Here is a 13,039-nt window from a genome sequence, read left to right as displayed (position 1 = left end):
CTTTTACCACCGACACAAACCGTCGCTACGCAAAATTTTCACATAAAAGGCACACCCACCAGAGCACTCACCATTTCGTGATTACTCCAGCAAGCGTGCCCTATCAGTTATAAAATCATATTATTTAATGTGCTGACGTACAAAATTCCCAGCATAACCTTTAAATGATTCCCCACCAGACATTTCTTGTTTCGCATAAGCATCTGATGAACCGCCCATTAAGTTATAACCATACGTTCTTAAGCCATACATTGTATTAAAACTACTATTTAACATTGGAGAACCTGAAGCCCCCGATCTAAAGATATCTTTCGTTTGAATTTCAGTACCATTAGATGAAAATTGTGTCACACGTAATTTATTAAAATATGGTTTAGTGTTATCGCCATATTGCCAAGGATAGCCTAATGAATAAAGTGGTGTATTGAATTTCAATTTATTAATTTCTGCATCTGTCGCGATACGAACTGGTTTAACATATTTCGCCATATTTTCTTTTGTATGTACAATAGCAATGTCATATTGAGGTACTTTAATAACTTCACTCGCTTGGAACGAATAAGGTATACGGTTTCCATCACGATTCATTTGAAATTTAATATATTTAGGTGCGGCCGCTCTACCAAAACGATCATCAATAACATGTGCATTTGTAATAAATGTATGTGCACCAATGACTGTACCAGTACCCATTGAGTCTTGACCTTTATATTCTGGCTTTTCTACTTTCCAACCATTCCAGTTTGAAACACGTCCAACTGCTTTTAAATTATTTTGTGCAGCGTTTGGATAATATTGAATAGAAATATTATTATTGCTAATTTTCTTAGCTTTTAAATATGCTTGATAACCGCTTGATTGTATTCCGTCATAATAATAGTTTGTTTCAATTGCTTTTGCTTCATCGTGATGTCCAGTGTAGCCTAATACTGTTGCGCCAATAATAGCGCTAGCAATTAATGATTTACCGAATTTAGATTTCCACATAATCTGTCCCCTAATCCCTTTCTTTTTTAAAATGAACATTTCAACTCAATTTCATAATAATTATTTAAAAATTTTCACTATTATTATATTACATATCTGGGACACAATGCGTCTTTTTATTAAAAATTTAAAAATTATTTGAATTTACTCGATATTTACATTTAATTCATATTTATTTACAAAAACTATTTTATATAGTATGATACTTAAGTATTGTCATGGAGGGGTACTCAAGCCTGGCTTAAGAGGCCAACCATTTATGGTTGGTAGGAGCTTTTAGCTCGCGTTGGTTCAAATCCTTCCCCCTCCGCTACCAAAGACTTGTAAGAAACACATTCTTACAAGTCTTTTTTATTATGTATAAAAAATAAAATCACCTCCTATTGAGAAGATCTTAAATCTTATCAAAGGAGGTGAAATTTTCATGTTTACCTATTGTGCAAGCAACCAAATGTTCACTTATAGTTATCATTAGTTGTTGCTCGCGTTTTGATTTTGAACTACATCGTCTGTCTCACTGGAGTCTTCTGTTGCAGATAAGGTGACTTTTTTAGCATGATTTGTTTTGTTAACTTCATGATGCAACTCACTGTTTAAGCCTAATAAATTATTAGCTTGTGTTTCATCGCTATTATAATCTTCTAAGCTATTTACAATTTCAGTTGCTAAATATTCACATGCATCTTCGCTTTCAACATTTACTTTTTCATTAATAATACTTTCCATTACTTCAATTAATTCTGATTTTTCGATTTGAATATCAATCATTTTGTAAAACTCCCCTAATTTCCTATTGACATAGTGGGTTTTCTATGCCTCCAAGTTATTTACCCAATTTCAATAAAGATATTCCAATTAATAATGTGTGAGTGATGCTTTACCCTATCCAAATGACATTTAAGACTTTATTTAATAAAGTTCTTAATGTAGAAAGTATACCTTAAATTTAAACAAGAAAATATTAAAAATCTTAATCTAACGATATTGTAATAACTAACAATATTTATAAATTATTAAATTTAATCATCGGACGGGTCAGGAATAAATACATTTGCTTCACTATCATCTGGATAATAATATCCATTGGGAATGGTTTGAATCTCGATTAAACTACCCCATGGGCTCTTAACATACACTGTCTTATTGCCTTCTGTGTCTTCATATTTTGTATTATCATGTGGTTCAGAGATAGGCTGTCCGCCCGCTTCTTTCACTTGTGATAACACATTATCGAACTCTTCTGCTTCTACATAGAATGAAATGTGCGTAAACCCAATATCTTGTAATGATTGTGGTTTACCTTGTTGCGCATCTTTAAACTCAAACATTTCAATATTAGGGCCATTACCAAAAACCATCATACGTTTATGAATGATACTAGCCCCTTTATCTAAACCAAGAATATGTTCTACATGCGCTCCACCACGAGGTTCATCTGTCTTCTTTTGACTATCATAAGCGATCTTGCCATTTAAACCTTTTTTGAAAAAGTCTGTAGCAACTTCCATATCTGGTACTGTTAAACCGATATGGTTGATTCCTCGATTGGCATTCATCAACTATCATCTCCAGTTATTGAAAATTGTCTTACATAGAATTTCATTTTTATCTTTTAAAATGCCTTTTCAATTTATCAAGTATTCTCGCCATCATGAACGCGGTCTATTATTTTTTGAATGCGTTCTTTTTTGTCGTTTTCATTTTCAACAAAAAAGACTGAAGGTTCATCTTTAATAGCGACCCAAGGCACGATAGCATCAAAATCTAAGTCGCGTATCATTTCTAAACTCTTAATAGAGGCTTCTCTATCACTTGAGCTTAAAACGACTGTACGCCATTCTCCGTTATCTACACAGATAAAGTCGCCAGTAAATAAATAACGATGTTCGCCGTTATCCCACAAATACATTGTGGTGCCTGGTGTATGACCTGGCGTAGGAATAACTTCAATGTCATCATCTAACATTTCGCGTTGCGTAAACTGACCAGCTATATCTACTGTTTCACTCATCGCTTTGGCATCTTTTTCATGAATCCAAAACGGTAAATCGATATCTGTTTTACCTCCGAGCGATTCATATTCATGATTAATAAGGACACGTGTTGCACCGCCTAAAGCTTCGATGTCATCTTGAGCTTTTTCAATGCCTGGAGAATGATAAATGATAACATTACCTTGCGAACGTTCCAAAACAAAAGATTTGAGCAAATATCTTTTATCAAATGGAAGCACGGTTGTCTCTGTTTCATACAAACCTGGTGCAATAAGACGCAACGATTGGAAATGGAATTGTTTAGAATCATTCGTCATTCTTTTTCCTCCTTATAAATTAAAATAAAATAAATATTTTGCGCAATTCCTCTATAGTTATACCCAATTTTTATAAAATAAAAAATTTAAGGTCATACTTATGGAAAAAATCCATCAATAGTATGACCTCTAATAAAGAAATTATTTATAATCTACAACTCTATCTACCGGCATTCTAAATGACGTATGTGCTTCTTTAGCTTTTTTACCAATAGCGATAATCATCACAGGTACATAACGTTCTAAATCATATCCAAAGGCTTTACCAATTTCTTCATGATCAAATCCGCCAATTGGATTTGTGTCATAACCATGTTGTTTCGCTACTAACATTAATTGCATAGCTGCAAGACTGCTATCTACTTTGACGATATCGCTCATTGATTGACGCGTACGGCTTTTATAATTTTCAAGTACGATTGGAAGCATTTGTTCTTTCACTTCTTGAGGCATGTGCCCATTTTTTACTGCTTGTTCATAAATATATTCGCCTTCTTCATAACATTGTAAGTCACCAAAGATGACAATCATGGCAGAAGACGTATCATTTTGATTTGTATTAAATTGAATTAACGGACGTAATTTCGCTTTCGCTTCGTCACTTTCTACCACAACAAAGCGCCAAGGTTGCATATTTACTGAAGATGGCGCTTTCGTTGCTTTAGCTATCATTTCATTCATTTCTTCATGCGGAATTTTATATTCTGGGTCAAATCCTTTAACAGATTTTCTGCCTTCTAATATTTCATTAAAATCATTCATTTATTTACCTACTCTCATTTATTTTTTCGTAATCTAGATTATTACTGAATTTGAAAAGGAAGAGAAGAAATATGCTTACAAAAAATTAATACTTATTTTCACAATAAAAGTTTTAAATTTTTATTAATAAATGTATAATATAGTCACTATTTATACTAATAATTGATTAATAATTATTAAATAGGGTATCATTAATTTTGGTAAAATAAATAATTTGCTATTTAGAAAAATTATTTATGATATAACAAAGGGTATACAACACACAGTCACTATATTCAGTCATATATGTACCCACGAAAGGGAAGAACATTATGGCAGATAAACTGCAAAGAGAATTAAGCAATAGGCATATACAACTTATTGCGATTGGTGGCGCAATAGGAACAGGGTTATTTTTAGGAGCCGGAGCTTCAATTCATTTAGCAGGTCCATCAATATTGTTAACCTACGTCATCGTAGGATTTATTTTATTTATGTTTATGCGAGCAATGGGGGAAATCTTACTTTCTAATCTAGGATTTAAATCATTTGGTGATATTGCTCATCATCACATCAATCCTATGGCTGGATTCATGGTAGGTTGGACTTATTGGTTAACTTGGATTATTTCAGGGATGGCTGAAGTAACAGCCGTAGCTAAATATGTAAGCTATTGGTATCCACAGATGCCAAACTGGATTACTGCTGCATTTACAATTTTAGTATTAGTTGCTTTAAACTTATTTAGTGCTAAATTATTTGGCGAACTTGAATTTTGGTTATCACTTATTAAGGTTATTACTATTTTTGCTTTAATCGGTGTAGGGATCGTCATGGTTATCTTCGCTATGAAGACGCAATACGGTCCAGCAAAAGTTTCAAATATTTGGGAACATGGAGGCTTTTTCCCTAACGGAGTATCAGGTTTCCTTATGTCATTCCAAATGGCTATCTTCTCATTTATTGGTATTGAATTAATAGGTATTACTGCTGGAGAAACGCAAAATCCTCATAAAACAATTCCACAAGCAATTAATAACGTACCTTTCCGAATTTTAATATTCTATATTGGTTCATTAGCTGTGATTATGGCAGTAGTACCATGGCATAAATTAAATCCTGAGGAAAGTCCTTATGTTAAACTATTTGGTTTAATCGGTATCCCATTTGCCGCTGGTATTATTAACTTCGTAGTATTAACAGCTGCAGCTTCATCATGTAATAGTGGTATCTTTGCTAACAGCCGTACTTTATTTGGCTTAGCTGGTAGAAAACAAGGTCCTGCATTTTTACATAAAACAAATAAAAATGGCGTACCTTTTTATGCGATCTTACTTACATGTGGATTATTAAGTATCGCAGTTGTGTTAAATGCTATCTTTAAAGATGCGACGAAAGTATTCGTTCAAATCACCACTTTCTCAACCGTATTAAATATTATGATATGGACATGTATCATGATTGCTTATTTAGGATTTGTTAAAAGAAACCCTGAATTGCATGAAGAAAGTAAATTTAAAATGCCAGGTGGTAAATACACAGCTTATGGTATTTTAGTATTCTTCGCATTTATCTTTGTCGTATTACTAATTAATAGCAGTACACGTTATGCTGTACTATTCGCACCAGTGTGGGCGATTATCTTAGTAATTATGTACCAAAAATATAAAAAAGAATCTGAAAAAGCGAAGATTGAAATGGATGACGAAGATCGCGAACTTCAAAATTCAGAAGCTGAATAAATTATAACTTTTTATTAAATATATAGCCTTTCTCTTTAATTAAACTGAATTAATTAGAGAGAAAGGCTTTTTTTAGTTTCTTTTATTTATTTTTCTGTTAAACGGCCATCTTCCATATGAAAGACTTTGTCGCAAAATTGAGTTAGACGTTCGTCATGCGTGACGATAATACATGTTTTATTGCGTTGCTTAGATTGTTCTTTTAAAATTTCCATCACTGCCATAGCATTCTCTGTATCAAGGGATGCTGTAGGTTCATCGGCTAAAATAATTGAAGGTTGCGTGTAAATCGCCTTTGCAATAGCCACACGTTGTTTTTGCCCTCCAGATACTTCAGAAGGTAATTTATATTCCAGTTCTTTTAACCCTAAATCTGATAACAATTTATTATATTCTTCAGTATTTAAAACGTCTTTTTTATAGTTTTTCAATAAGTGAAACTGTTGTTTAATCGTTAAAAACGGCACTAAGTTTGTCGATTGTAAGATAAAACCAATTTCCTGCATTCTTAACTTGGCCAATTGCTTCTGACTTAACTTAGAAATTTTGTTGTCATTAATATAAATTTCACCAGACGTTGGCGTTTGTAATGCACCTGCCATTGTTAGAAAGGTACTTTTCCCAGAACCTGAAGGGCCAACAATCGCTATAAGTTCCCCTTTATCAAAAGATAGTGTAGTAGATTTAACCGCTTCAATAATACGATTTCCATCTTTGAATTCTTTTGTAACTTGATCAAATTTTAACATTGTGGCACCTCCTTAACCGATTGCCTTGAGTGGATCTATTTTGCGAATAGATAATACTGAGAATAAACTACCAATCAGTGACGTCACAATTAAAACGATACCAAATATAATAAGCGTGCCAATATTAAACTGTACAGGCACTGCATCCGGTAAGACGAAACTTGTGAGCAAGGTAAGAATTAGACCTATCAAGGTTCCGATTAAGGCTAGAATAAATGTTTGAGCTAAGACCATTTTCATCAAGAAGCCATTAGTAAACCCTTGCGCTTTTAACACACCGAATAAATTCTTCTTCTGTAAAGTGATGACGTATAAAAAGACGCCAATAACTGTTGCAGAAATAACAAATAAGAACGTTATCATAAAGTTCATTGTTAAATTTTGAGGTTTATAACCTGGTAAATTTTCTATAAATTTATCTATTCCGACCACTTCGAGATTTTTATCAACTTTTTTATCTTTCCAATTACTATCTTTTACGACCACCGCATTGGTTTTATCAGTTGATAATGCTGGGTTTATCTTTTCAATCGTTTTATTATTTGCGAAAATGACGGGCGAGGCGTTATATTTAGCACTTTCTGAGATACCTACAATATGTAACTTTTCGTCAGATTGCGATAATTTTATAGTGTCTCCTACTTTGAATCCTTTGTCTTTTAACGTTTGGTCAATGACTACATCATTATCTTTATGGAATTTTTTACCATCAACAATTTTAGGCATTAGAAAAGAATCAGCTGTAACTCCAAATAGTAAAGCATTCTCCTTATTGTTTCCGTTTGATGCAATGACGCCTATTTGTTTTAATGGTGCTTCTTCTTTAAAGTCATCTTTTACCTTAGACGTCTTAAACACAGACTGTTGAACGGTTTGGTTAGCATCTTTATTTACTACAATAGCATCCGCTTTCCACTTCTTGATGCCTTCAGTATTCATATTAATTAAGCCATTTGCTAAGCCAGATAGTAAAAATAGTAAATAACTAATTAAAACGAGTATGCCGATAATTAACCCAAACTTTAGCTTATTACGTTTAATTTCATTCCATGCTAAAAACATTTAACCCCTCCTTTATTTAATTACTCAATATTATAGCAGTGATATGAAAATAATGAATGCGTTTATCCAAAGAAAAAAGACGGAACCGAATTCACTTTGAATTCGTCATTCCGTCCTATTCATCCCTACTATTTATTTCACACGTTGCCAAACTAACTTTTGGTTAGGTACATTGCCGTTTACGATACTAAGTGTATCGCCTTCTAATTTAAATTCACGAGGTTGTGTGTCACCTAACCAAGTTGGGTTCATACTTACTTCCATTGTATGATAAATCGTTGAATTCTCTTCATCTAATTCAAAGCGACCAGCGTATGCAACATAACCGTGTGCCGCTTCAGCCATTTCATCTTTTGTACCAGTGTGTAAGTCCCCAGAAGCATAAGCTTGACGACCTTGTTGCATTAATTGAGCTGACATATAGCCATCAGGATTATACATAATAAAACCTGTTGCATCTTCGCCTAGTGGATAGAAAATATTGCCATCTTTATCTTCATCTTGGTATCTCACTAATTTCCAAGTTCCAATTAATTGATCTTTAAGTTCTGCCATTCTAAATACATCCTTTCTTTATTTTTAATATATTTACTAATTAAGCGTTTGAACCGCCAGAAACACTAATTGTTTCACCAGTAATTGCTGTAGCGCCTTCTGATGCTAAGAAAATAACTGTAGCTGCAATTTCAGAAGATTCTAACAAACGATTCATTGGCATTTTGCCGGTGATATATTTCTCCATTGCTTCTTGTTTCGTTGAGTCATCTTGTTTAGCAAGATGTTCTAATTGATTTTCAATTAATGATGTACGCACTGGCCCAGGTAATACAGCATTGGCTGTTATACCATCTTTAACCGTTTCAAGTGCTACAGTTTTTGTAAAACCGATTTGCGCAAATTTAGAAGCTACATATGCAGATTTAAATGGATCTGCCATTTCGCCGTGTGCTGAAGAAATTGTAATAATGCGACCACTTTGTTGTTGTTTCATTGACGGTAATACATGTTTCGTCATTAAGAATGTCCCCGTTTGAATAACATTAATTACTTTATTCCATTGTTCTAACGGGAAATCTTCTACTTTATCAATATGTTGAACGCCTGCATTATTAACTAACACATCCACTGCACCATATTGTTCAGTTACATCTTTAATCGCGCTTGAAACTTCATCTTCATCCGTAATATCTACTTTATATGCCACACCATTGTTTAATGAATTAGATGCTTTATCTGCCGCTTCTTGATTCATGTCAAAGATGAAGACACGATCTTGTTCTTTATCAAATGCTTGTGCGATAGCATATCCTATACCTTGTGCTGAACCTGTCACGATTACATTTCTTGTCATCATTCATTACCCCTTTATCTTTTTATTGAGTTTCCCTGAAAATGAATCACAATTTAAAGTAGTATAATATTTGTAATTTCTATTATTATGTCCACTTCTATTGTCTAACCATTTTCGAAGAATGTAAAAGACGTTTTCAACTATTAAAGCTATAACTAAAAAGTTATAGCTCTAAATACACAATCTAGAAAGGAAGGGAAATCAATGTCCTATAAGCATGCCATCAGTTATTTAGAAGCGGTGCAGCGTTATGGTAATATCTCGCATGCAGCGAAACATTTATACATTTCTCAACCATACTTAAGTCGTTATATTAAAGAAATGGAGAATGACTTAGGCGTTACTTTAATTAATCGTGATAGTAATCCATTAGAACTGACTTATTCGGCCGAACGTTTCCTTGAATATTTACATGACATTGAAGAGATTGATACGCGAATGCGTGAAGAATTGCAGACGATTTCTAATTTGAAAAAGGGGCGTATCCGCATTGGAGTTAATCCAATTTTAGCGACTCATACGTTATATAATATTTTGCCGAAATTCATACAAAATTATCCGGGAGTAGAAATTGAACTTGTAGAGGAAGTTGCTCACAGAATCGAACAAATTGTAGCGGACCAACAAGTGGATATTGGTGTCACTATCTTGCCTTTATATAATGAAGATTTATCTTATGACATTTTATATACTGAAAATATCTATTTAGCGTTACCTCCAGGTCATGCATTACTTGATCAAGCTAATGCACATGCTGACGATGGCGCTTTTCCTTTTCACCTATTAAATAATGAAAAGTTTATCTTACTCAAACCTGAAATGACCCTACGCCGATTATCTAATCAAATCCTACAAGATTATAATATCGTGCCTAATATCATGCTAGAAACAATGAGTGTGGAAAACGCTCTACGCCTAGTCAATGAAGGCATCGCAATGACATTTGTTCCTAAAAGCGTTAAAGATATGACTGCGGATCATTTCAATGGCACCTTTGTTCAACTTAATCCTAATCAATATTACAACCAAGTTGTATTAGCATATAAAGAGAACGACAAAGCACGTTTATCTAAAGCAGCGAAGACGTTTATTCAAATGGCAAAGTCAGAAGGTAATTAAAACTCGCGTTCCTGTCCTACTTCCTAATGTAGCTAAAATAAAAAATGCCTAAGACAACCACTTCTTTGTCTCAGACATTCCCTACCATATTTATTATTCTTTTTCGCCAACTACTGTGAATCGTTCGTTAACGTGGGCTGCATTTTCAGCTTCATCTACAATGGCAATCGCATAATCTGCGTAGCTAATGTAACTGTCCCCTTGGCTATTTACTAATAATTGATCTTTACCTGATGTATAAGTGCCTGTGCGTTTGCCTTCAGGATCAAATTCAGCTGAAGGACTAACAAATGTCCAAATGATGCCTTCTGCCTCTTTAAGATCTTGAAGGTTGCGACCTTGTCCTGTGGCAGTTGGTTTGAACATATCTGGAAATTCTGGCGTTTCTAATACACGTGTTGTATGTGCGTCATCCACGTATAAACTACCAGCACCACCAACGATAATTGCTCTAGTGTCTACATCTTTTAATAATGCAATTAAAGCACGGCCAGCTTCTACATGCGCTTCTTCTTCACCTAGTGGTGCACCAAATGCATTAACCACTACATCAAGCTCTTTAATATCTTCTGCTGTTAAGTCAAAAATGTCTTTTTCGATAACTTTTACGTCAGAATTGTTTAATTTTGAAGCATTTCTAACAATCGCAGTGACTTCATGACCACGTTGAGTTGCTTCTTGTAATACTTTATTTCCTACTTTACCAGTTGCTCCAATAATACCAATTTTCATATTCATTTCCTCCACTTATTTATTTTTCAGAGAGATGATGTGTGATTTAATTTCTACTTGTAGCTTCCCATATGCCGCCTTACATGTAATCAAAATAGTTACATGTTGGGCGAAACGGACTTAAAATTATCCGTTTTCTTGTAAGATGCCTGATACAATGTCTTCCATAGTGACATTCTTCAACACCGTTTCCATAGCGTCTTGCGCACGCAATAAGACGATTTCTAATACGCTTTGGATGTTCGCACCTACGACGCAATTAATGTTTGTGTCTTCGTGCATTTGGAAGAGTTCTCCTTCATCCACTACTTCAACTGCTTTATAAACATCAAGTAACGTAATGTCGCTTAAAGGCTTTAATAATTGGATGCCGCCACTTCCTTGATGGGTTTCAATCAAATCTGCTTGTTTTAATTTACTGATCAATCTTCTAATGACGACTGAATTTGTATTAACACTGCCCGCGATATACGATGACGTCAATGTTTGATTACTTTCTATTTTGACTAGAGATAATATATGTACAGCTACAGTAAATCGACTACTGATTTTCAAATCACTCACCTCATGTAACTATTATAGTTACAAGTTGATAACTAAGTCAATTTCTAAGTTTTATTACTTGCTTCATTTTCGAAAAGTAAAAAATAAACTTCATCATCTAAATATAAAATCTAGACAATGAAGTCACAAAAATTAACTATATTAATCCTTCATAGTAAAACGATTTAGACTTACCCCATGGCGGTCAGTCTCAAATAGCTGTAATTCATACATATGATTATTCTCAGGAAGATGATGTTCAAACTCATCCCACATCCACATCGCAATATTCTCAGCTGTCGTGTTCATATTAGGCAATGTTTCATTTAAAATTTGGCCTTCTACTTTCGATTTAATGAAGTCATTATAAATGGCATCTACTTCATTAAAATCTAGACCCAAACCAAAGTCCCCAATAGGAGATAAGACATCTACATATAAACGATACGAATGATCAAAAAGGTCTTGATGTGCTGTTTCACTGAAATAAATGCGATTATCACACTTAAATTCATAACTTTGTTTGAGAATCGTCTGACCCTCTTTATATTTGAAATGCGTCGGTGGTTGAATATGACTTAAATCTTTGTTCACACTAATCACTCCCAGAACGTTTTAATCATTTTAGCATCTTGTCGACCTTGATCTTGCGCCACTTTGAAAATGTCTGGACGAATGGCAGGGTTAACTGTATTGCCACCAAGTTCTTGTAATTTATTAAATACCTCTTTACTTGGTGTGATTAATTTTACTTCAGAACCATTTTGTTCTAATTCTTTAATCGCATCATCAAGCGTATAAGGCGTTGCTACTGGAAGATTTGTCGCAAAGATTAATACTTTTTTTGCGCCTTTTGCTAGGTCGGCATTCTCCATTGAATGACAACCGCCATCGAAGTGTTTCTCTCCATCAATGGTAGTCGCTGGCCAAACACCTGGTAATGAGCCACTTGATGCCATGGCTCTATGGATATTGACATTTGATTCTGACGTTAATGCAACACGTTGTGCTTTGTTGGCATTTACTGCAGTAATCATCATGTTAGATGGCCATTCCGATACTTTAATTCTATTTTTTAAACGGTTAATATGCACACTTTCATTAAACTTATGATCTTCTAAAGCATAAATGCTATAGTTCTTAATCCACTCTTCTGGTGTTGAAGCATTCTTCTCAATTTCGTTATAACGCGCAAATATTTCAGACATATCATTAACAGGAGGTTCTTCATTAGATTTAGGCGCAATTTGTTGGTCATAAATCTCTTCCCAACTATGGTCAGATGTTAAGCTAGTACCAGCTTGAGCGCCGCCTGAAGTACCAATGACTAAATCTGCATGTCTCACGTCAATGCCCGCTTCAGATAGTGCTGAAAGATAACCTAATTCCCAACCTATAGCGAGCGATCCGCCACCGCCTAATACAATGGCATGTTCAAAATTGTCTTTTTGATTATTCATGTTTATTACTCCCTTATTTCTTCATTTTATAAATAACGATTATTATGAATATACGGCGTTTCTAAACGAAAGACAAATAAAAAAACGGGAGCGGGACAGAAATTTAAATAATTTCGTCCTCTCCCCAGCTTGCTTTGTTTGTAGACTTTCTTTTCGAAAGTCTCTGTGCTGGGGCCCCGCTCCCCGGCAAGGATAACTAGAATTGAAAAAAGCTTGCTTTAAGCGCATTTTCAAATCAGTCA

General features: G+C 34.3%; 15 protein-coding genes and 1 tRNA gene. 3 read left to right on the top strand and 13 right to left on the bottom strand.

From position 1 onward, the window contains the following. Window positions 1-120: 120 nt before the first annotated feature. Window positions 121-987 carry a trypsin-like serine peptidase gene (locus CD127_RS01160; RefSeq protein ID WP_103365446.1) on the bottom strand — a complete coding sequence of 289 codons (867 nt, stop codon included), beginning with the start codon at window positions 985-987 and terminating at the stop codon, window positions 121-123. A gap of 220 nt (window positions 988-1,207) precedes the next feature. Between CD127_RS01160 and CD127_RS01155 the strand changes: the two genes are divergently transcribed. After that, window positions 1,208-1,297: transfer RNA gene (locus CD127_RS01155), tRNA-OTHER, on the top strand. A 161-nt stretch (window positions 1,298-1,458) separates the two neighbouring features. Here the strand turns inward: CD127_RS01155 and CD127_RS01150 are convergent. From CD127_RS01150 to CD127_RS01135, 4 genes are all read right to left on the bottom strand, one after another. Further along, the gene (locus CD127_RS01150) at window positions 1,459-1,755 is read right to left on the bottom strand and encodes a hypothetical protein (protein ID WP_103298834.1); all 297 of its coding nucleotides are present in this window, start codon (window positions 1,753-1,755) and stop codon (window positions 1,459-1,461) included. A 251-nt stretch (window positions 1,756-2,006) separates the two neighbouring features. Continuing rightward, a complete protein-coding gene (locus CD127_RS01145; RefSeq protein WP_103365445.1) occupies window positions 2,007-2,543 on the bottom strand; it encodes a VOC family protein in 537 nt (178 codons plus the stop codon). 77 nt (window positions 2,544-2,620) lie between these two features. Further along, on the bottom strand, window positions 2,621-3,298 hold the full coding sequence (locus tag CD127_RS01140) for an MBL fold metallo-hydrolase (RefSeq protein WP_103365444.1): 678 nt from the start codon (window positions 3,296-3,298) through the stop codon (window positions 2,621-2,623). Window positions 3,299-3,439: 141 nt separating this feature from the next. Further along, the gene (locus tag CD127_RS01135; protein ID WP_103365443.1) at window positions 3,440-4,060 is read right to left on the bottom strand and encodes a nitroreductase family protein; all 621 of its coding nucleotides are present in this window, start codon (window positions 4,058-4,060) and stop codon (window positions 3,440-3,442) included. Window positions 4,061-4,371: 311 nt separating this feature from the next. Between CD127_RS01135 and CD127_RS01130 the strand changes: the two genes are divergently transcribed. Continuing rightward, window positions 4,372-5,781, top strand: coding sequence for an amino acid permease (locus CD127_RS01130; protein WP_103365442.1), 1,410 nt, complete (start codon window positions 4,372-4,374; stop codon window positions 5,779-5,781). Between the two features lie 86 nt (window positions 5,782-5,867). Here the strand turns inward: CD127_RS01130 and CD127_RS01125 are convergent, their stop codons facing one another. The 4 genes from CD127_RS01125 to CD127_RS01110 all read right to left on the bottom strand — a co-directional run bounded on the left by CD127_RS01125 (window position 5,868) and on the right by CD127_RS01110 (window position 8,943). Continuing rightward, on the bottom strand, window positions 5,868-6,530 hold the full coding sequence (locus CD127_RS01125) for an ABC transporter ATP-binding protein (RefSeq protein ID WP_103365441.1): 663 nt from the start codon (window positions 6,528-6,530) through the stop codon (window positions 5,868-5,870). A gap of 12 nt (window positions 6,531-6,542) precedes the next feature. Continuing rightward, window positions 6,543-7,592, bottom strand: coding sequence for an ABC transporter permease (locus CD127_RS01120; protein ID WP_103365440.1), 1,050 nt, complete (start codon window positions 7,590-7,592; stop codon window positions 6,543-6,545). Between the two features lie 132 nt (window positions 7,593-7,724). Next, window positions 7,725-8,147, bottom strand: a complete 423-nt coding sequence (locus CD127_RS01115; RefSeq protein ID WP_103365439.1) for a lipocalin-like domain-containing protein — start codon at window positions 8,145-8,147, stop codon at window positions 7,725-7,727. Between the two features lie 40 nt (window positions 8,148-8,187). Next, window positions 8,188-8,943, bottom strand: a complete 756-nt coding sequence (locus CD127_RS01110; protein WP_103365438.1) for an SDR family NAD(P)-dependent oxidoreductase — start codon at window positions 8,941-8,943, stop codon at window positions 8,188-8,190. Window positions 8,944-9,147: 204 nt separating this feature from the next. On the opposite strand from CD127_RS01110, the gene CD127_RS01105 reads away from it, so the two are divergent. Then, window positions 9,148-10,062 carry a LysR family transcriptional regulator gene (locus CD127_RS01105; protein ID WP_103365437.1) on the top strand — a complete coding sequence of 305 codons (915 nt, stop codon included), beginning with the start codon at window positions 9,148-9,150 and terminating at the stop codon, window positions 10,060-10,062. 93 nt (window positions 10,063-10,155) lie between these two features. On the opposite strand, the gene CD127_RS01100 is transcribed toward CD127_RS01105, so the two are convergent. The 4 genes from CD127_RS01100 to CD127_RS01085 form a co-directional block, all read right to left on the bottom strand. Then, entirely contained in the window at window positions 10,156-10,794 is a 639-nt protein-coding gene (locus tag CD127_RS01100) for an NAD(P)-dependent oxidoreductase (RefSeq protein WP_103365436.1), read from the bottom strand. Between the two features lie 126 nt (window positions 10,795-10,920). Beyond that, on the bottom strand, window positions 10,921-11,349 hold the full coding sequence (locus tag CD127_RS01095; RefSeq protein WP_103365435.1) for an Rrf2 family transcriptional regulator: 429 nt from the start codon (window positions 11,347-11,349) through the stop codon (window positions 10,921-10,923). Between the two features lie 150 nt (window positions 11,350-11,499). Continuing rightward, complete coding sequence (locus CD127_RS01090) at window positions 11,500-11,931, bottom strand: 6-pyruvoyl trahydropterin synthase family protein (protein ID WP_103297149.1); 432 nt, start codon at window positions 11,929-11,931, stop codon at window positions 11,500-11,502. Window positions 11,932-11,936: 5 nt separating this feature from the next. Next, window positions 11,937-12,797, bottom strand: a complete 861-nt coding sequence (locus CD127_RS01085; protein ID WP_103365434.1) for a patatin-like phospholipase family protein — start codon at window positions 12,795-12,797, stop codon at window positions 11,937-11,939. Between the last annotated feature and the right edge of the window lie 242 nt (window positions 12,798-13,039).

This window comes from Staphylococcus petrasii, assembly GCF_002902565.1.
Taxonomy (GTDB): Bacteria; Bacillota; Bacilli; order Staphylococcales; family Staphylococcaceae; genus Staphylococcus; species Staphylococcus petrasii.
This window is presented reverse-complemented; position numbering and strand designations above follow the sequence as displayed.